The following is an 18117-nucleotide window of genomic DNA, read 5'->3' as shown; positions in this document are numbered from 1 at the left end:
CCCGGATGATCACGGCCGGCCACGGCGTGCTGACGGATGCCGACCTGCGCAGCGCGTCGCTGGTCGACGCCGACGATGTCGCCGCGCTGCTGTCGGAGATGGGCTATCCCTGCGATGTCGACGACGCCGCACGCCGGATCAGCGCCATCGTCGACAACGACCGTCAGGCACTGGTGGTGGCGCGCTGCGATGGCGTGGTCTGCGGCCTGCTGGCGCTGGACTTCATGTACTACCTGCCGCTGGGCACCACCACCTGCCGCATCACCGCGCTGGTGGTGCGCAACGACGCCCAGGGGCGCGGTCTCGGCCGCAGGCTGCTGAAGGAAGCCGAACGCCGCGCGCGCTTCGGCGGCGCGGCACGGCTGGAGATCACCAGCGGCTCGCAGCGCAGCGATGCCCACGCCTTCTACAAGGCCTGCGGCTACAGCGACGGCACCCTGCGCTTCATCAAGCACCTCGGCGACGCCTGAGCGTCATGGCCCGGGAGTGCGTGGGCGCCCCGGCCCCGCACGCCCGCCTGCACAGCCACTGACATCACCGCGGGCTTCACGCTGCCCGTCATTACCCTGCGCGACCGGCCACCGCCGCGGTAGCAATCCCCATGGAACTGACCGACGCGTTCTGGTGGTTCGTGCTGATCGGGCTCGGCGCCCAGCTCATCGATGGTGCGCTGGGCATGGCGTTCGGGCTGGTGGCGTCGTCGATCCTGCTGGGCATGGGCCTGCCGCCCGCGGCAGTGAGCGCGAGCGTGCATACCGCCGAGATCTTCACCACCGGCGCGTCCGGCGTGTCGCACATGGCCTTCGGCAATGTCGACCGGCGGCTGTTCCTGCGGCTTGCGCTGCCCGGCATGGTCGGTGGCGTGATCGGCGCATGGCTGCTGACGCGCCTGCCCGGGGATGCGATGCGGCCGTTCGTCTACGCCTACCTGCTGGTGCTGGCGGTGCTGATCCTAGTGCGTGCGGCGGGCCGTGCGCGGCCGCCGCGCGAGGTGAAGCGGGTCCCGCTGCTGGGCTTCGTGGCCGGCCTGCTGGATGCCAGCGGCGGTGGCGGCTGGGGGCCGATGGCGACCTCCACCCTGCTCGCCCGCGGCGGGCTTGCGCGCACCACCATCGGCACCGTCAACGCATCGGAATTCCTGGTCACCCTGGCCATCTCGCTGACGTTCTTCCTGTCGATGGGCCTGGAGCATCTGGAGACCGTGCTCGGCCTGCTGGTCGGCGGCATGGTCGCGGCGCCGCTGTCGGCGGTGCTGGTCAGGCACGTGCGCGAGCGCTGGGTGCTGGGCGCGGTGGGCGTGCTGGTCGCCGCGATCAGCGGCTACAACATCGTGCGCGCGGGACTGACGATGTTCTGAAGCGTCCGGGCACTGGCCAATTCCTCGCCAGTGCAACAGCCCCGCCTTGCCGGCCAACGACTTGCCCCACTTGTGCACAGCGTTCGCCATGCCCCATCCACACGCGCTGTGGACAGAACGCGCCGGTGACAGCGCGCCTCGTGCCGGCGCTCAGGACGCCACCGGCTCCCCGCCGCGGCCCGCGCAACCCCAGTTGAGGATCGGCGTGCCTGGCGGCAGCACGCGCCGGAACAGCTCGATCGCGCCGTGCTTGGGGTTGACCACCACCGGCGCACGCGCGGCGCGCAGCAGTGGCATGTCGGCGGTGCTGTCGGAATAGGCGATGTCGACGCCGTCGTAGCCGGCCTCGCGCAGCATCCGCATCTTCTCCTCGGCATGGCAGTGGCGGGTAACGAGGATGGCCCCGGCACGCGGCCCGGTCAGGCTGCCGATCACCGGCACCGTTTCATGGGCGACGAAGCCGAGGATCGCGCGGGCCAGTTCCGGCGGCGCGCCGGTGGCGACCACCACGCGGTCGCCGGCCATGCGGTGGCCGTGCAGCACGTCCAGGGCGACCGGCAACAGGCGGCTGCGCAGTTCCTCGGTGTGCTGCGCCACGTAGCGGTCGATCAGCAGCTCGAGCGTGCGCGGCCGGTGCAGGCCGACGGTGCCGATCCAGACGAACCCTGAGATGCCACGCCGGCGCGTGGGCAGGAACGCGATCATCGGGCCCAGCACCGGCGTGGCCAGCAGCGCCAGCGCCATCCGCCACGCGCTGCGCCTGATCAGCCAGGCGAACAGGTGGCTGCCGGAGTCGCCGTCGTAGAGCGTGTGGTCGAAGTCGAACACGATGGTCGGCGCGCCCTCGCGCTCGATCGGAAACGGCAACGGCGCGTTCATGCCGCGGCCTCCGCGAAGAACAGCCGCCGCAGCGCCTCGCCCGGATCGGCTTCGCGCATGAACGCCTCGCCGACCAGGAACGCGTGGATGTCGGCCGCACGCAGGCGTTCGACATCGGCGCGCGTGTGGACGCCGCTCTCGGTCACCAGCCGCCGCCCACCGGTGACGCGGTCGCGCAGCGACAGCGTGGTCTCCAGCGAGACCTCGAAGCTGCGCAGGCTGCGGTTGTTGATGCCGATCAGCGGCGGCCGGCCGGCATGCGCCGGCAGTTGCAATGCACGCGTGAGCTCGTCGCCATCGTGGGCCTCGACCAGCACGTCCATGCCCAGCGACTGCGCCAGCGCCGACAGTGACTGCAGCGCCGCATCGTCGAGCGCGGCGACGATCAGCAGCACGCAGTCGGCGCCCAGCACGCGCGCCTCGTGGATCTGGTACGGGTCGACGACGAAGTCCTTGCGCAGCACCGGCAGCTCGCAGCTGGCACGTGCGGCGACCAGGTATTCATCGGCGCCCTGGAAGAAGTCGCGGTCGGTGAGCACCGACAGGCAGGCAGCACCGGCGGCGGCGTAGCTGCGCGCGATGTCGTCGGGGCGGAAGTCCTCGCGGATGACGCCCTTCGACGGGCTCGCCTTCTTGACCTCGGCAATCACCGCCGGCCGCCCGGCGGAGATGGCCCGCTCGATGGCACGGGCGAAGCCGCGCGGTGCCGGTGCGTGCGGCACCCGCTCGCGCAGTTCGTCCAGCGGGCGGACACGCCGGCGTTCGGCGACCTCCTCGCGCTTGCGTTGGAGGATGCGTTCGAGGATGTCGGTCATGGGCCTGCTGCCGCGACGGAGGAACCGCCGCCATTGTCCCCGTTCGCGCCGTCTTCCGCCTGCGCCAGCTCCACGGTGGTGGCGACAAACCCGTCCAGCTTCCGGCGTGCGCTGCCATCGGCGAGCACCGCGCGTGCCCGCTCGATGCCTTCGGCGATCGAGCCGGTCACGCCCGCCACGTACAGCGTCGCGCCGGCGTTGAGCAGGACGATGTCGCGCGCGGGGCCCGGCGCCCCATCCAGTACCGACAGCAGCATCGCCTTCGATTCGGCCGCATCGGCCACCTTGAGGTTGCGGCTGGCCGACATCGCGATGCCGAAGTCCTCGGGATGCACCTCGTATTCGCGGACCTCGCCGTCGCGCAGTTCGCCCACCAGGGTGCCGGCACCGAGCGAGAGTTCGTCCATGCCGTCGCGGCCCCACACAACGAGCGCGCGTTCGGCACCCAGCCGCTGCAGCACGCGGGTCTGGATGCCGACGAGGTCGGGATGGAACACGCCCATCAGGATCGCCGGCGCATGGGCGGGGTTGGTCAGCGGGCCCAGGATGTTGAAGATCGTGCGCACACCCATCTCGCGGCGTACCGGCGCCACCACCTTCATCGCCGGGTGGTGCACCGGCGCGAACATGAAGCCGACGCCGGTGCGCGCCACCGATTCGGCCACCTGCGGCGGCTGCAGTTCGATTGCCGCGCCCAGCGCTTCCAGCACGTCGGCGGCGCCGGACTTCGACGACACGCTGCGGTTGCCGTGCTTGGCAACGCGTGCTCCGGCCGCCGCCGCGACGAATGCCGAGCAGGTCGAGATGTTGAAGGTGTGCGCGCCATCGCCGCCGGTGCCGACCACGTCGACCAGGTGACGTCGGTCGGCGATCTCCACCGGACGCGCGAACTCGCGCATCACAGCGGCGGCGCCGGCGATCTCGCCGACCGTTTCCTTCTTGACCCGCAACCCGGTCAGGATCGCCGCGGTCATCATCGGCGACACCTCGCCGCGCATGATCTGGCGCATCAGATCGACCATCTCGTCGTGGAAGATCTCGCGGTGTTCGATCGTGCGCTGCAGCGCGTCCTGCGGGGTGATGGGCATGCTGGATCCGTGGGGTCGCGAATGCGGCGGATGACCTTACCCGCAACCGCCGGCCGCGCGAAACCCGCGGGCGTGGATCGCAGCGTGCCGGGTGCCGCTCAGCGCACCAGGAAGTTCTTCAGCAGCGCGTGGCCATGCTCGGTGAGGATGGATTCCGGATGGAACTGCACGCCCTCCACCGGATGCTCGCGGTGGCGCAGGCCCATGATCTCCTCGATGCCGCCGCCGTCGTGCTCGGTCCACGCGGTGACCTCGAGGCAATCCGGCAGCGACTCGCGCTCGACCACCAGCGAGTGGTAGCGGGTGGCCTCGTAGCCGTCCGGGAGCCCGGCGAACACGCCCAGCCCGTGGTGGCGGATCGGCGAGGTCTTGCCGTGCATGATCCGGCCTGCGCGCACCACCCGGCCGCCATAGGCCTGGCCGATGCCCTGGTGCCCGAGGCACACGCCGAGGATCGGAATCCGCGGACCGAGCGTTTCCACCACCGCCACCGAGACACCGGCCTCGTTCGGCGTGCACGGCCCCGGCGAGATCACGATGCGCTCCGGTGCCAGCCGGTCGATCTCCGCGACCGTCAGCTCGTCGTTGCGCACCACCCGTACCTCGGCGCCCAGTGCCTGCAGGTACTGCACGAGGTTCCAGGTGAAGCTGTCGTAATTGTCGATCATCAACAGCATCGGTCGGTCCGCGCGCAGGGGTGGGTGTAAAAGGCGGGCAAGCTTAGCAGCCGCACCGACCCCTGATGGCGGCGCCACCCATGCCGCGGGACACATGCGTGGCAGGCCCTGCGCGGCATACTGCGGAAGTCCGCATCCGCATGCGGCCGCCATTCCCGAGGAGCCCCGATGCCACCTGTCGCCGAGCCCCCATCCAGCGCGTCCAGCACGTCCCGCCTGCTGCGGTTCGTCAACCTGCGCCAGGGCGAGGGCACACCGGTGCTGGTCGCGGCCCTGTTCTTCTTCTTCGTGCTGACCGCGCTGATGCTGCTGCGGCCGGCGCGCGATGCGCTCGGCATGGAGCGCGGCATCGACAGCGTGCGCTGGCTGTTTATCGGTACCGCGGTGGTGACGCTTGCGGTCAACCCGGTGTTCGGCTGGCTGGTCAGCCGCTTCAGGCGACTGCAGGCGATCGGTGCAACGTACGGGTTCTTCGTTGCCAGCCTGGTCGGCTTCTGGGCGCTGCTGGTGTTCGCGCCCGGCGCCATCGGCGCGCGCAGCGGGCAGGTGTTCTACGTCTGGTTCAGCGTCTTCAACCTGTTCGTGACCATGGTGTTCTGGGCGCTGATGGCCGATCGCTTCACCAGCGACCAGGGCAAGCGGGTGTTCGCGCTGGTCTCGGTGGGCGGCACGCTGGGCGCGATCTTCGGCCCCTGGCTGACCTCTCGGCTGGCCGAACCGCTGGGCACGCCGGCGCTGCTGCTGGTGGCCGGCGGCTTCCTGCTGCTGGCTCTGGCCTGCGCATGGCTGCTGGTGCGCCTGCGTCCGACATCGGCGGCGGGCAATGCGCCTGCGCGTACCCACGATCCCGAGCGCATCGGCGGCAGCGCATGGGCGGGATTGCGCGCGGTGTTCGCCTCGCCGTACCTGGCCGGCATCGCCGGCTATGTGCTGCTGATGACGGTGGTCGCGACCTTCATCTACTTCACCCGCCTGCAGATGGTCGCGGCGGTCGCCGACGACATGGACACGCGCGCCGCGATCCTCGGCAACATCGACATGTGGACGCAGGTGGCGGTGCTGGTACTGCAGGTCACGCTGACCGGCCGGATCATCCGCCGCTTCGGCCTCGGCGTCGCGCTGGCGATCCTGCCGATCGCCACCGCCATCGGCTTCATCGGGCTGGCGATCTACGGCTCGTTCGTGGTGCTGGTGCTGCTGGAGGCCACCAACCGCGCGGTGCAGCGCGGCATCACCCGGCCCGCGCGCGAGGCGCTGTTCACCGTGGTCGCGCGCGAGGACAAGTACAAGGCCAAGGCCTTTATCGACACCTTCGTGTACCGCGCCGGCGACGTGGTCGGCGCGCAGACCGAAGGCATGCTCGGCCGGCTGGGCCTGGCCATGGGTGGGCTGGTGAGCGTGGTGATCCCGCTGGCACTGGTGTGGGCGGTGCTGGCGCTGTGGCTGGGGCGTGCGCAGGCGCGGCGGGCGGTGACGGGCGATGCCGGAGACACCCTCACCCCTGCCCCTCTCCCGCGCGCGGGAGAGGGGTAGTGCGCTACAGGCCCTTCGCCGCCTGCGCCACCGCGCGGAACAGCGCGCGGCCCTTGTTCATCGTCTCGTCCCACTCCTTCTGCGGGTCGGAGTCGTAGACGATGCCGGCGCCGGCCTGCACGTGCAGGCGGCCGTCCTGGATCACCGCGGTGCGGATGGCGATGGCGGTATCGGCATCGCCATGCCAGCCGATGTATCCCACCGCGCCCGAATAGACATTGCGCCGCACCGGTTCGAGCTCGCGGATCACTTCCAGCGCGCGGATCTTCGGCGCGCCGCTGACGGTGCCCGCCGGGAAGGTCGCGCGCAGCACGTCGACATAGTCGAGGCCCTCGCGCAGGCGGCCGGTGACCTCGCTGACGATATGCATGACGTGGCTGTAGCGTTCGATGACGAACCGTTCGCCGACCTCCACGCTGCCCGCCTCGGCCACGCGGCCGACGTCGTTGCGACCGAGGTCGATCAGCATCAGGTGCTCGGCGCGTTCCTTGGGGTCGGCCAGCAGCTCGGCTTCCAGCGCGGCGTCCTCGTCCGGCGTGGCGCCGCGCGGGCGGGTGCCGGCGATCGGCCGCACGGTGACCGTGCCGCCCTGCTGGCGCACCAGGATCTCCGGTGACGAACCCACCACCTGGGTACCGCCAACATCCAGGAAGTACATGTACGGCGATGGATTCAACGCACGCAGCGCGCGGTAGACGTCCACCGGGCGCGCGTTGAACGGCACCGACATCCGCTGCGACAGCACCACCTGGAACACGTCGCCGGCGCGGATGTATTCCTTCGACCGCTCGACCGCGTCGATGAAGCCTTCGCGGGTGAAGCCGGATACGAAGTCGGCCTCGTCGAGCGCGGCCGGCTGCAGGGTCTCCGGATAGCCGGCGCCACCGTGGCGCAGCCGGTGGGCCAGCGCATCGAGGCGGCGGTTGGCGCGTGCCCAGGCCTGGGGCAGGCGCGGATCGGCGTGGACGACCAGGTACAGCCGCCCGCGCAGGTTGTCGAACACCGCCACTTCTTCGGACTGCATCAGCAGGATGTCGGCGGTGCCGAGTTCGTCTCGGCGCGCGGGGGCATCGGCCGCATCGGCCAGGCGCGGCTCGATATAGCCGATGCATTCGAAGCCGAACCAGCCGACCAGGCCGCCGGTGAACGCCGGCAGGCCCTCGATGCGCGGCACCGACTCCGCGGTGCGCAGTCGCTCGACCTCGACGAACGGGTCCTCGACCTCGCGGTGCTCCACCACCTCGCCGTGCTCGCGCACCGACATCGCGTGGCCGTGGAACTCGACCACGCGGGAGGCCGGCAGGCCGATGATCGAGTAGCGGCCGAAGCGCTCGCCGCCCTCGACCGATTCGAACAGGTAGGTGTACGGCCCGTCGGCGAGCTTCAGATACACCGACAGCGGCGTATCGAGGTCGGACAGGACCTCACGGGCGACGGGGATGCGGGTATGGCCTTCGGCGGCGAAACGGTCGAACTGCTGCTGGGTGATCAAGCGCTGGCTCCACGGTGGACGGACGGACGGCGACGCGGTGGCGTCACCATCGCCACGCGTGGGCGCGGGCCGGGAAGTCGGAACGTTGCATGGGCGCTACTGTACCGGCTCGCCCTGCGGCCGGCGACGGTTCACGACGCCAGCGCGACGCCCGCCGACAGCAGCGGCGAATCCTCCGGCAGCACCACCCGCAGCCGTCGCGGCACGCAGTCGATGCGGAAGCGCGTGCCGGTCACCGGCTCGCCGTCGATGTTGAGCATCAGCGGCTGCGGCATGGTGATCCCGATCCACGGCAGGCGTGCGCGGGTGGCAACGCGGTCGAGTGCGGCGTCCTTGCCGGAACCCACCAGGGTGCCCACCGTCGCGGCGACCTCGCCTTCGAGCTGCGGCACCACGGTGACGTCGAGCAGGCCGTCGTCCACCTGTGCATCCGGACACAGTGCCTGGCCGCCGCCGGCCTGGCGGCCATTGCCGACCCCCAGCGCGATGAAGTCGCCCTCCCATTCGAAGCCGGGGCCGCGCAGCGACACCGGCACCGGGTCGATGCGGCCCATCCGCGCGATCCCGGTGACCAGGTAGGCCAGGCCGCCGAGCATCTTCTTCAGCCCTTCGCGGGTCTCCACGGTGATCTCGGTACCGAAGCCGCCGCTGACGAGGTTGAGCGACCAGGTGGCCCCATCGTCGTGGGTGATGCGCAGCAGGTCGATTGCCATGGCCCTGCCGCGGGTCGCCAGAGCGAAGGCCTCGTCCAGCGCCTCCGGCACGCCGGCAGCGGTGGCGAAGTCGTTGGCGGTGCCCAGTGGCAGCACGCCGAACACCGGCAGTGCATCGGCATCGCCCGCGGCATCGGCCAGCGCGGCGGCGACATCGCGCAGGGTGCCATCGCCGCCGCCCGCGATCACCCGCTGCGCGCCGGCGGCGAGTGCTTCGCGCACGTAGCGCAGGGCGTCACCGTCTTCCCAGGTCAGCCGCACCTCGATCGCATGACCGGATGCACGCGCGGCGGTGACCGCCTCGCGCACCGCGTCGTTGCCGGCAGCCTTGGCATTGAGGATCAGGTACCAGCACGGTGGGGTCATGGTGGACAGGCAGGACGCGGCGGAGGTGCCGCGGCGGAGTGTAGGGCGCGGACATGCCGGCCGCGCATGAAGGCGGCGCGCGACATCACCGCGTCAGCGCTGTGTCACCGGCACGTCATCGCACCTGTCCAGCATGGGAGGCCATTGCAGGGACGACGGGCGGAGGCGGGATTGCCTCCATGTCATGCGGCCGGGAGCACGGACGCTCCCGGCCGCGGCGGCGGTCAGGCGGGGCGCTGCCCGCGCACGGCATCCACCCCGGCACGCATCCGGCGGACCACGTCGGCATAGTCCGGCTGGCCGAAGATCGCCGAGCCGGCCACGAAGGTATCGGCACCGGCGGCTGCGATCCCGCCGATGTTGTCCGGCTTCACCCCGCCGTCGATCTCCAGGCGGATGGCGCGCCCGCTGGCATCGATTCGTTCGCGCACCCGGCGCAGCTTCTCCAGCGTGGACGGAATGAAGGCCTGGCCGCCGAAGCCGGGATTGACCGACATCAGCAGCACCAGGTCGAGCTCGTCGAGCACGTAGTCAAGCACCTCGACCGGCGTTGCAGGGTTGAGCACCAGCCCGGCCTGGCAGCCTTCCGCGCGGATCAGCTGGATCGTGCGGTGCACATGCTTCGAGGCCTCGGGATGGAAGCTGATCAGGCTGGCACCGGCCTTCGCGAAGTCCGGCACGATGCGGTCCACCGGCTCGACCATCAGGTGCACGTCGATCGGCGCGGTCACGCCGTGCCTGCGCAGCGCCTCGCACACCAGCGGGCCGATGGTGAGGTTGGGCACGTAATGGTTGTCCATCACGTCGAAATGGACCCAGTCCGCGCCCGCGGCGAGTACCGCATCGACCTCCTCGCCGAGGCGGGCGAAGTTGGCGGACAGGATGGACGGAGCGATGACGGTCGGTTGCATTGCGGCTCGCGGTAGCGGGAAAGGGGATCAGCGACCGCGGCGCTTGCCGCGGATCTTCGAATAGGCGGCGTTGATCTCGGCGGCACGTCGCGCGGCCTGCTCCTGCAGCTCCGGCGCCGCATTGGCAACGCGGTCCGGGTGGTACTGCGCCATCAGCTTGCGGTAGGTGCGATCGATGTCCTCGTCGCTGGCACCGCGCTCGAGGCCCAACACCCGGTACGGCGCGGCGCGCTGCGGAAGCAGCCAGTCGGCATCGAAGGCGTGCCCGATGACCAGGCCGATCAGCCCGCCCACCGGGTGCCTGAGCAGCAGCCAGCCGGCGATGAAGCCGAGCAGTTTTCCGTACCAGGGTTTCATCCCGGCAGTGTAAACGCAGGGGGCGTCGCCGCCGCGGCATCGGGGTGAACAGGCGACCGCAACCGCGGTGTCCGATGACCATGCACCGCCGCCATAAACCGCACTACACTGGCCGACCCCTCACGCACGGGGCTATGCCCTTGACCACGACGCTGACCGAAGCCGAGCTGCCCGCCCTGCCCCTGCGCCACCGCGGCAAGGTGCGCGACGTGTTCGACGTGCCGGACGCCCTGCTGCCTGCCGACGAGCGCGGCAACGGCGACCACCTGCTGATCGTGGCCACCGACCGCCTCTCCGCGTTCGATGTGGTGCTGCCCGACCCGATTCCCGGCAAGGGCGAGATGCTCTGCCAGATCAGCAACTTCTGGTTCGAGAAGACCGCGCACCTGATGCCCAACCATCTCACCGGCATCCCGGTCGAGGCGGTGCTGCCCGAGGGCGTGGATCCGGCCGCCTACGTGCAGCGCTCGGTGGTGACCCGGCGGCTGAAGCCGGTGCCGGTGGAAGCGATCGCGCGCGGTTATGTCATCGGCAGCGGCTGGAAGGACTACCAGCGCACCGGCCGCATCAGCGGCATCCGCCTGCCGGACGGCCTGCGCCAGGCCGAGCAGCTGGCCGAGCCGATCTTCACCCCGTCGACCAAGGCGGCGGTGGGCGAGCACGACGAGAACATCGACTTCGACACCATGGTGCGCACGGTCGGCGCGGAACTCGCCGAGCAGATCCGCGATGCCACCCTGCGGCTGTACCGCTACGCCGCGGAATACGCGGCGGCGCGCGGCATCCTGCTGGCCGACACCAAGTTCGAGTTCGGCACCGACGCCGACGGCCGCCTGTACGTGATGGACGAGATGCTGACCCCGGACTCGTCGCGCTACTGGCCCGCCGACGAATACCGGGTCGGCACCAGCCCGCCGAGCTACGACAAGCAGATCGTGCGCGACTGGCTGGAAACGCAGGACTGGGACAAGACACCGCCCGGCCCGCGGCTGCCGGCCGGGGTGATCGAGCGCACCCGCGCCCGCTACGCCGACGCCCTGCAGAAACTGGCCGGCATCCGCATCGACTGAGCCGGCCGTTCGCGCCCGGCCCGCTGGCCGCGTGCGAGCATGGCCGCCGGCTTCGATCGGAGCGCAGGCATGCACACCGGCTATCTGTTTCTTGCGGTGGCGATCATCGCCGAGGTGATCGCCACCAGCGCGCTGAAGGCATCCCAAGGCTTCACCCGCCTGTGGCCTTCGCTGGTCGTGGTGGTCGGCTACGCGATCGCGTTCTACTGCCTGTCGCTGGTGCTGCGCACGGTGCCGGTGGGGGTGGCCTACGCGATCTGGTCGGGGGTCGGCGTCGCACTGATCGCGCTGATCGGCTGGCTGGTGCTGGGCCAGCCGCTGGACCTTCCGGCGGTGATCGGCATCGGCCTGATCGTCAGCGGGGTCGCGGTTTTGCAGCTATTCTCGAAAGCCGCCGCGCATTGACCCACGGGAGGGGAGGATGACCGCGACACACGACGACGGCCCGCGCGCGATCGACCGCTGGTTCGCCAGCTACTCCGACGACCACCGCAACCCGGCCAACCAGGCCATCCACGTGGCCGCGGTGCCGCTGATCCTGTGGAGCGTGATCGCGCTGCTGTGGTGCATCCCGGTCGCTGAAGGCGGGCTGTTCCGCCCCGGTATCTGGGCGGCGATGGCGATGTTCGCGGCATGGCTGTTCTACTTCCGCGCCTCGCGGCCGCTGGGCATCGGCATGGCCGCGGTGTTCCTGGTGATGGCCGCGGTCACCCAGCTGCTGCACCAGTCGCTGGGCACCCGCGGGCTGCTGGTCACCGCGATCATCGTGTTCGTGGTCGCGTGGATCGCGCAGTTCGTCGGCCACAGCAGGCTCTACGAGGGGAAGAAGCCAAGCTTCTTCACCGACCTGCGCTACCTGCTGATCGGCCCGGCCTGGGTGCTGTCGAAGCTCTACCGGAAGCTCGGCCTGCGCTGGTAAGCCGGAAAAGAAAACTCGGCCCCAGGCAAAGGACACCCGGTTTCGAGGTGATGGGGGCTGACAGCCGCGCCCGGGCAGCGGAGCGCCGCCGCGCACAGCGTTTCCTTCAGCCCGCGACCAGCATCTCCCGCGTCGGCCTGAACTCCCGCGGCGCGTAGCCGAGGTCGCGCGCGGCCGGGGTGGCATCGAACACCAGGTCCTCGCGCATCCGCGCCACCGCACCGGCGGGCAGGCCGTGCAGTCGACCGCCCGCGTGCGCAGCCGCGAGAGCGATGCGGAACAGCGGCGACGGCACCCGCAGCAGCCGCGGCCTCTCCGGCAGCGCCGCCAGCACCCGCCGTACCATCGCGTCGTAGGGCAGCGTTTCACCACCCGGCAGCGCATAGGCCTGGCCGGCGGCGGCAGGCGCCGACACTGCGGCCAGCGCCGCCTCCGCGAGATCGTCGACATGCACCGGCTGGCGCAGGCCGCGTGCATCGCGCGGCAGCACGAACACACCGGTCCGCCGCGCGAGCGCGGCGATCCGGCTCAGGCTGGCATCGCGCGCGGCGCCGTAGACCAGCGTCGGGCGCAACAGCGTGGCGGTGGCGCCACTGGCGTGCGCCGCGGCGAAGACCCGCGCTTCGGAGGCAGCCAGCGTGGCCGCCAGCGCCCGCTCGCCGGGATCGCCCGCCGCACGTTTGGTCTCGAGGCTGGTGGAGCCGAATGCGATCACCCGCGCGGCCCGCAGCGTGGCATCCGCGTACCACAACGAGAATGCATCCAGCGGGCCGCAACTGAACACCGCATCGAAGTGGGCATCGGGTGCCACCACGTCGGGAAAGCCACCCGCATGCCAGCGCAGGCCGGGCCCGTTGGCGGAGGGCGGCGCACGCGAGACCGCGTCGACATCCCAGCCGGCCGCGGCCAGCCGCGCCAGCAGCGCCGCACCGATCTGTCCGCTGGCCCCGAACACCAGCGCACGGCGTGCGTCCGTCCGCGTCACCGGAAGATATCGCCAGCCAGCACGGCGACCGCCCCGCATGCGTGCCGGACGGAAGATTCCGCGAGTGCATCAGCGAAGATCACGTACACCGGGGCGGCCTTGCACACAGGGGCCCGCTAGTGTCGGCGCTTGCGCCCCAGGTGCCAACACAACGCCACGGCGGCCTGTTTCCAGGACGCGGCGTTTGCGGTTACGCGTGCGCGCGAGTATGGACAGGACCGTCGCAGGGCACTGCTAGAATCGGGCGCCGCTCGTGAATCACGTATTCCCTGCATGCCCTTGACCCTGCATCTCCTGCTGTCGCTCCCATTCCTGGCAGCGGCAGTCGTGGCCGCTCTGCCGCGCACGCTCTCGCGTGGCGCGGTGTCGTGGACGGCCGCGGCAGCGCCACTGGTTGGGCTCGTGTTGCTGGGGCTGATGTCGCCGGCGGTGATCGACGGCGACATCCTGCGCGCCAGCCTGCCGTGGATACCGTCGGCCGGGCTCGACCTGTCGCTGCGGCTGGATGGCCTGGCGTGGATGTTCGCGGGCCTGGTGCTGGGCATCGGCGCGCTGATCGTGATGTACGCCCACTACTACCTCGACAGCCGCGACAACGCACCGCGCTTCTACTCGTTCCTGCTGCTTTTCATGGGCGCCATGCTCGGCATGGTGCTGTCCGGCAACCTGTTGCTGCTGGTGGTCTTCTGGGAGCTCACCTCGATCAGCTCCTTCCTGCTGATCGGCTTCTGGACCCACCGCGAGGACGCACGCCAGGGCGCGCGCATGGCGCTGACGATCACCGCACTCGGTGGACTGGCCCTGCTTGGCGGCGTCCTGCTGATCGGGCGCGTGGTGGGCAGTTTCGAACTCGATGCGGTGTTCGCGGCCGGCGACGCGATCCGCGACGACACCTGGTATCCGGCGATCCTGGGCCTGGTGCTGCTCGGCATCTTCACCAAGAGCGCGCAGTTCCCGTTCCACTTCTGGCTGCCGCAGGCGATGGCCGCGCCGACCCCGGTGTCGGCCTACCTGCACTCGGCGACGATGGTGAAAGCGGGCGTGTTCCTGCTGGCGCGGCTGCATCCGGCGCTGGCCGGCACCGACCTGTTCTTCTACGTGGTCACCACCGTCGGTGCGATCACCCTGCTGGTGGGTGCGTGGTACGCGATCTTCCAGCATGACCTCAAGGGCCTGCTGGCGTATTCCACCATCTCGCACCTCGGCCTGATCACCATGCTGTTCGGGCTGTCGACGCCGATGGCGGTGGTCGCCGGCGTGTTCCACATCCTCAACCACGCGACCTTCAAGGCCTCGCTGTTCATGGCCGCCGGCATCATCGACCACGAGACCGGCACCCGCGACATGCGCCGGCTCGGCAACCTGCGGCGCTTCATGCCCTACACCGCGGCGCTGGCGATCATCGCCTCGCTGGCGATGGCAGGCGTGCCGCTGCTCAACGGCTTCCTGTCCAAGGAAATGTTCTTCGCCGAGGCGCTGCAGGTGGAAGCGCAGGGTGCGATGCAGCTGTTCGTGACCGTTGCCGCGGGGCTGGCGGGCGTGCTGGGCGTGGCCTACAGCCTGCGTTTCGTGCACGACACCTTCTTCGGCGATGGCCCGCGCGACCTCGATACCGATCCGCACGAGCCGGTGCGCTGGATGCGCGTGCCGGTGGCGGTGCTGGTGGTGATGTGCCTGGCGGTGGGCGTGCTGCCCGCGCTGACCGTCAGTGGCATCCTCGAGACCGCGGTCGCCGGCACGCTGGGGCCTGCAGCACCGGAGTTCAGCCTCGCCGTGTGGCATGGCTGGAACCTGCCGCTGGCGATGAGCATCATCGGCCTGGTCGGCGGCGTGTTCCTGTATTTCACCCTGCGCCGGCTGTTCGCCCTGCACGACGCCATGCTGCGCTCGTGGGGCCGGCACCTGTTCCAGGTCAACATCGAGAAGCTGTTCGCCGCCGCCGGCCGCTTCACCGAACGGGTCGCCGCAGGGGGCATCCGCCGCAGCCTGTTCTGGATGATCGTGGTGGTGCTGGTGGTGGGCGCGGCGCCGTTCCTCGGCGATGCGGCGGCGGAGGCCGCGGGCTACGGCGCCCTGCCATCGCCGCAGCCGATGCCGTTGATCGGGTGGATTGTCTGGACCGTGCTTGTCGGCAGCACCCTGGCGACCGTGGCCGCACACGGGCGCAGGTTGACGGCGCTCATCGTGATCGGCGCGGTCGGGTTGATGCTCTGCGCGGTGTTCGCGCTGCTGTCGGCACCGGATCTCGCGCTGACCCAGCTGCTGGTGGAGATGGTGACCATCGCGCTGATGATGATGGCGCTCAACTACCTGCCCAAGCAGTCGAAACAGGCCCGCACCCCGTTCCGGCGCTGGCGCGATGCCGGCATCTCGGCGGCCGCCGGCATCGGCATCTTCGCGCTGGCATACGGGATGCTGCTCAGGCCGTCGCAGACGATCTCCGGCGAGTTGCTGGCACGCTCGCTGCCCGAGGCCTATGGCGCCAACGTGGTCAACGTCATCCTGGTCGACTTCCGCGGCTTCGATACCTTCGGCGAGATCACCGTGTTCGCGGTGGCGGCGCTGGTGGTGCACGCACTGCTGCGCTGGGCGCGGCTCAAGCCCGACGAGATCATGCCCGGGCCACCGGTGCAGCTGCCGATCCCCGCCGACCTCACCCAGCTGCTGTTCCCGCTGACGCTGACGGTGTCGATCTACCTGTTCCTGCGTGGCCACAACGCACCCGGCGGTGGTTTCATCGCCGGCCTGGCGATCGCGGTGCCGGTGCTGATCAAGTACGTGCTGCAGGGTGCGCGCGCGGTGGAGGCGACGTTCGGCTTCGATTACCTGCGCGGCGTGGGCCTGGGCCTGCTCATCGCCTGCATCGGCGGGCTCGGCTCGCTGCTGTTCGGGCTGCCGTTCCTGACCAGCGGACATTACGACCTCGAGCTGCCGATCGTGGGCAGCCTGCCGCTTGCCAGCGCGCTGGTGTTCGACACCGGCGTGTACATCGTGGTCTTCGCGGGTGCGCTGCTGATCCTGTCGACGATGGGCACCGTCAAGCACCGCCAGCGGGCCGCAGAGGAGAACTACTGATGGAATTCGCATTCGCCAGCGCGATCGGCGTACTCACCGCCTCGGGCGTCTACCTGCTGCTGCGCGCCCGCACGTTCGACGTGATCCTGGGCCTGACACTGTTGTCGTACGCCACCAACCTGCTGATCTTCTCGTCCGGCCGGCTGGTGGTCGGCAAGGCGCCGGTGCTGCGCGACGGCGTCGAGGCGACGCTGGCCAACCATGCCGACCCGTTGCCCCAGGCGCTGGTGCTGACCGCGATCGTCATCGCCTTCGCGATGACCGCGGTGGCGGTGGTGGTGGCGATGCGCAACCACGCCGACCTGCAGAGCGACCACGTGGATGGCCGCGAGCCCGGCTACAAGGGTGACCGATGACGCAGCACCTGGTCCTCGCGCCGATCCTGATTCCGCTGATCACCGGCGCGTTTCTGCTGCTGCTCGAACGCCGGCACGACAGCCAGGTCCTGCGCACCGGCGCGTGGATCGGCATGGCCCTGCTGCTGGCCTCGTCAGTCGCGCTGATGGCACGCGCGTCGCAGGGCGGCATCGACGTCTACCTGCTGGGCGACTGGCCGGCGCGGCTGGGCATCGTGCTGATGCTCGACCGGCTCAGCGCATTGATGGTACTGACCAGCACGTTGCTGGCGATCCCCTGCCTGCTGTACGCCTGCGCGGGCTGGGACAAGCGCGCACTGCACTTCCACGCCCTGTTCCAGATCCAGCTCGCGGGCCTCAACGGTGCCTTCCTGACCGGCGACGTATTCAACCTGTTCGTGTTCTTCGAGGTGCTGCTGATCGCCTCCTACGGCCTGCTGCTGTCGGGTGGCCGCGGCGACCGCATGAAGGCCGGCATGCACTACGTGGTCTTCAACATCGTCGCTTCGACCCTGTTCCTGGTGGCGCTCGGCCTGCTCTATGGCCTGCTCGGCACGCTCAACATGGCCGAGATCGCGGTGCGCCTGCGCGAGGTGGCACCGGAGGATCTCGCCATCGTGCGCGCGACGTGCGGGCTGCTGCTGGTGGTGTTCTGCGCCAAGGCCGCGCTGCTGCCGCTGTACCTGTGGCTGCCGGAAACCTACTCGCGGGCGCCGGCCACCGTCGCCGCGTTGTTCACGATCATGACCAAGGTCGGGCTGTACGCACTGCTCAGGCTGTCGACGCTGATGTTCGGCGAAGAGGCCGGCCTGCTTGCCGGATTCGCCAGCGACACGCTGCTGGCGTTCGGACTCGTCACCCTGGTGCTTGCCGGCGTGGGCGTGGTGGGTTCGCTGCGCCTGCGCATCAGCGCGGCGTACCTGGTGCTGCTGTCGGCCGGTACGCTGTTCGTGGCGTTCGCGCTGGCGCAGCCCGGCACCATCTCCGCCGGCCTGTATTACCTGCCGCACAGCTGCTTTGCCGGCGCCGCGATGTTCATGATTGCCCACATCGTGCAGCGCGAACGCGGGCTTCTCGGTGACCGCGTGTTGCCCACCGCACCGCCGCTGCCGAGGCTGACCGGGTCGCTGTACATGGTGGCCGCCATCTCCATCGCCGGCCTGCCGCCGCTGTCGGGGTTCATCGGCAAGTTCGCGCTGCTGGGCGCGGCCCCGGACGGGGACACCGGCTGGGTGTTTGCCGCCGTGCTGGGCAGCAGCCTGCTGGCGATCATCGGGCTGACCCGCACCGGCACCCGGTTGTTCTGGCGTGTCGAGGAAAGCGACCTGCCCCGCTCGCCCCCACCGACGATTCCCCGGCTCGAACTAGCCGCCACCGGCCTGCTGCTGGCCTATGGCATCGCCATGACCGTCGCCGCCGAACCGGTGCTGCGCTACACCGGCGCGACCGCGGCCCAGCTGCTGTCGCCTGACGATTACATCGAGTCGGTCCGCGGGACCCGTCCCCTGCTGAGGACGCCGTGAC

Annotated in this window: 18 protein-coding genes; 9 read left to right on the top strand and 9 right to left on the bottom strand. The window is 70.2% G+C overall.

Features of this window, described 5'->3' with window-relative positions; translation table 11 throughout:
* Positions 1 to 5: 5 nt before the first annotated feature.
* Together ERL55_RS02930 and ERL55_RS02925 are read left to right on the top strand one after the other, a co-directional pair.
* Positions 6 to 470, top strand: a complete 465-nt coding sequence (locus ERL55_RS02930) for a GNAT family N-acetyltransferase (RefSeq protein ID WP_129135096.1) — start codon at positions 6 to 8, stop codon at positions 468 to 470.
* Positions 471 to 601: 131 nt separating this feature from the next.
* Positions 602 to 1357: a sulfite exporter TauE/SafE family protein gene (locus tag ERL55_RS02925; protein WP_129135095.1), complete on the top strand. Its 756-nt coding sequence runs from the start codon at positions 602 to 604 to the stop codon at positions 1355 to 1357.
* 150 nt (positions 1358 to 1507) lie between these two features.
* On the opposite strand, the gene ERL55_RS02920 is transcribed toward ERL55_RS02925, so the two are convergent.
* The 4 genes from ERL55_RS02920 to ERL55_RS02905 all read right to left on the bottom strand — a co-directional run bounded on the left by ERL55_RS02920 (position 1508) and on the right by ERL55_RS02905 (position 4816).
* Positions 1508 to 2236, bottom strand: coding sequence for a haloacid dehalogenase-like hydrolase (locus tag ERL55_RS02920; protein WP_129135094.1), 729 nt, complete (start codon positions 2234 to 2236; stop codon positions 1508 to 1510).
* Positions 2233 to 3051, bottom strand: coding sequence for an indole-3-glycerol phosphate synthase TrpC (trpC, locus tag ERL55_RS02915; protein WP_129135093.1), 819 nt, complete (start codon positions 3049 to 3051; stop codon positions 2233 to 2235). Before trpC ends, ERL55_RS02920 begins: the two co-directional genes overlap by 4 nt.
* Positions 3048 to 4139: an anthranilate phosphoribosyltransferase gene (trpD, locus tag ERL55_RS02910; RefSeq protein WP_129135092.1), complete on the bottom strand. Its 1092-nt coding sequence runs from the start codon at positions 4137 to 4139 to the stop codon at positions 3048 to 3050. The genes trpC and trpD overlap by 4 nt, the downstream gene beginning before the upstream one ends.
* A gap of 98 nt (positions 4140 to 4237) precedes the next feature.
* Positions 4238 to 4816, bottom strand: coding sequence for an aminodeoxychorismate/anthranilate synthase component II (locus ERL55_RS02905; protein WP_129135091.1), 579 nt, complete (start codon positions 4814 to 4816; stop codon positions 4238 to 4240).
* Between the two features lie 168 nt (positions 4817 to 4984).
* On the opposite strand from ERL55_RS02905, the gene ERL55_RS02900 reads away from it, so the two are divergent.
* Positions 4985 to 6349 carry an MFS transporter gene (locus tag ERL55_RS02900; protein WP_129135090.1) on the top strand — a complete coding sequence of 455 codons (1365 nt, stop codon included), beginning with the start codon at positions 4985 to 4987 and terminating at the stop codon, positions 6347 to 6349.
* A gap of 4 nt (positions 6350 to 6353) precedes the next feature.
* Here the strand turns inward: ERL55_RS02900 and trpE are convergent, their stop codons facing one another.
* The 4 genes from trpE to ERL55_RS02880 form a co-directional block, all read right to left on the bottom strand.
* Positions 6354 to 7841, bottom strand: coding sequence for an anthranilate synthase component I (gene trpE / locus ERL55_RS02895; RefSeq protein WP_129135089.1), 1488 nt, complete (start codon positions 7839 to 7841; stop codon positions 6354 to 6356).
* A gap of 131 nt (positions 7842 to 7972) precedes the next feature.
* Positions 7973 to 8920 carry a lipid kinase YegS gene (yegS, locus tag ERL55_RS02890; protein ID WP_129135088.1) on the bottom strand — a complete coding sequence of 316 codons (948 nt, stop codon included), beginning with the start codon at positions 8918 to 8920 and terminating at the stop codon, positions 7973 to 7975.
* Between the two features lie 224 nt (positions 8921 to 9144).
* Positions 9145 to 9831 (bottom strand): ribulose-phosphate 3-epimerase, encoded by a 687-nt coding sequence (gene rpe / locus ERL55_RS02885; RefSeq protein WP_129135087.1) that lies wholly within the window; start codon positions 9829 to 9831, stop codon positions 9145 to 9147.
* Positions 9832 to 9858: 27 nt separating this feature from the next.
* Positions 9859 to 10188, bottom strand: a complete 330-nt coding sequence (locus ERL55_RS02880; RefSeq protein WP_129135086.1) for a J domain-containing protein — start codon at positions 10186 to 10188, stop codon at positions 9859 to 9861.
* A gap of 140 nt (positions 10189 to 10328) precedes the next feature.
* Here ERL55_RS02880 and ERL55_RS02875 point away from each other — a divergent pair, with 140 nt between their 5' ends.
* The 3 genes from ERL55_RS02875 to ERL55_RS02865 all read left to right on the top strand — a co-directional run bounded on the left by ERL55_RS02875 (position 10329) and on the right by ERL55_RS02865 (position 12177).
* The gene (locus ERL55_RS02875; protein WP_164972100.1) at positions 10329 to 11258 is read left to right on the top strand and encodes a phosphoribosylaminoimidazolesuccinocarboxamide synthase; all 930 of its coding nucleotides are present in this window, start codon (positions 10329 to 10331) and stop codon (positions 11256 to 11258) included.
* Positions 11259 to 11327: 69 nt separating this feature from the next.
* A complete protein-coding gene (locus ERL55_RS02870) occupies positions 11328 to 11663 on the top strand; it encodes an SMR family transporter (protein WP_129135084.1) in 336 nt (111 codons plus the stop codon).
* Positions 11664 to 11679: 16 nt separating this feature from the next.
* Positions 11680 to 12177 (top strand): Mpo1-like protein, encoded by a 498-nt coding sequence (locus ERL55_RS02865; protein WP_129135083.1) that lies wholly within the window; start codon positions 11680 to 11682, stop codon positions 12175 to 12177.
* A 106-nt stretch (positions 12178 to 12283) separates the two neighbouring features.
* Here ERL55_RS02865 and ERL55_RS02860 read toward each other — a convergent pair whose 3' ends face one another.
* Positions 12284 to 13162 (bottom strand): NAD-dependent epimerase/dehydratase family protein, encoded by an 879-nt coding sequence (locus tag ERL55_RS02860; RefSeq protein ID WP_241685818.1) that lies wholly within the window; start codon positions 13160 to 13162, stop codon positions 12284 to 12286.
* A 273-nt stretch (positions 13163 to 13435) separates the two neighbouring features.
* Between ERL55_RS02860 and ERL55_RS02855 the strand changes: the two genes are divergently transcribed.
* Genes ERL55_RS02855 through ERL55_RS02845 form a run of 3 tightly spaced genes read left to right on the top strand, consistent with a single transcriptional unit; the run spans position 13436 to position 18116 of the window.
* A complete protein-coding gene (locus tag ERL55_RS02855; RefSeq protein ID WP_129135081.1) occupies positions 13436 to 16237 on the top strand; it encodes a monovalent cation/H+ antiporter subunit A in 2802 nt (933 codons plus the stop codon).
* Positions 16237 to 16593 (top strand): Na+/H+ antiporter subunit C, encoded by a 357-nt coding sequence (locus ERL55_RS02850; protein WP_129135080.1) that lies wholly within the window; start codon positions 16237 to 16239, stop codon positions 16591 to 16593. The genes ERL55_RS02855 and ERL55_RS02850 overlap by 1 nt, the downstream gene beginning before the upstream one ends.
* Positions 16590 to 18116 carry a monovalent cation/H+ antiporter subunit D gene (locus ERL55_RS02845; RefSeq protein ID WP_129135079.1) on the top strand — a complete coding sequence of 509 codons (1527 nt, stop codon included), beginning with the start codon at positions 16590 to 16592 and terminating at the stop codon, positions 18114 to 18116. The genes ERL55_RS02850 and ERL55_RS02845 overlap by 4 nt, the downstream gene beginning before the upstream one ends.
* Position 18117 lies beyond the last annotated feature (1 nt).

The organism is Luteimonas sp. YGD11-2 (assembly GCF_004118975.1).
Lineage (GTDB): Bacteria > Pseudomonadota > Gammaproteobacteria > Xanthomonadales > Xanthomonadaceae > Luteimonas > Luteimonas muca.
Note: the sequence above shows the minus strand (reverse complement) of the source record. Positions and strands in the feature narration are given on the sequence as shown.

Coding starts and splice junctions, on each gene's coding strand:
- ERL55_RS02930 (WP_129135096.1), top strand. CDS start 6: ATGATCACGGCCGGCCACGGCGTGCTGACGGATGCCGACCTGCGCAGC.
- ERL55_RS02925 (WP_129135095.1), top strand. CDS start 602: ATGGAACTGACCGACGCGTTCTGGTGGTTCGTGCTGATCGGGCTCGGC.
- ERL55_RS02920 (WP_129135094.1), bottom strand. CDS start 2,236: ATGAACGCGCCGTTGCCGTTTCCGATCGAGCGCGAGGGCGCGCCGACC.
- trpC (WP_129135093.1), bottom strand. CDS start 3,051: ATGACCGACATCCTCGAACGCATCCTCCAACGCAAGCGCGAGGAGGTC.
- trpD (WP_129135092.1), bottom strand. CDS start 4,139: ATGCCCATCACCCCGCAGGACGCGCTGCAGCGCACGATCGAACACCGC.
- ERL55_RS02905 (WP_129135091.1), bottom strand. CDS start 4,816: ATGCTGTTGATGATCGACAATTACGACAGCTTCACCTGGAACCTCGTG.
- ERL55_RS02900 (WP_129135090.1), top strand. CDS start 4,985: ATGCCACCTGTCGCCGAGCCCCCATCCAGCGCGTCCAGCACGTCCCGC.
- yegS (WP_129135088.1), bottom strand. CDS start 8,920: ATGACCCCACCGTGCTGGTACCTGATCCTCAATGCCAAGGCTGCCGGC.
- rpe (WP_129135087.1), bottom strand. CDS start 9,831: ATGCAACCGACCGTCATCGCTCCGTCCATCCTGTCCGCCAACTTCGCC.
- ERL55_RS02880 (WP_129135086.1), bottom strand. CDS start 10,188: ATGAAACCCTGGTACGGAAAACTGCTCGGCTTCATCGCCGGCTGGCTG.
- ERL55_RS02870 (WP_129135084.1), top strand. CDS start 11,328: ATGCACACCGGCTATCTGTTTCTTGCGGTGGCGATCATCGCCGAGGTG.
- ERL55_RS02865 (WP_129135083.1), top strand. CDS start 11,680: ATGACCGCGACACACGACGACGGCCCGCGCGCGATCGACCGCTGGTTC.
- ERL55_RS02855 (WP_129135081.1), top strand. CDS start 13,436: ATGCCCTTGACCCTGCATCTCCTGCTGTCGCTCCCATTCCTGGCAGCG.
- ERL55_RS02850 (WP_129135080.1), top strand. CDS start 16,237: ATGGAATTCGCATTCGCCAGCGCGATCGGCGTACTCACCGCCTCGGGC.
- ERL55_RS02845 (WP_129135079.1), top strand. CDS start 16,590: ATGACGCAGCACCTGGTCCTCGCGCCGATCCTGATTCCGCTGATCACC.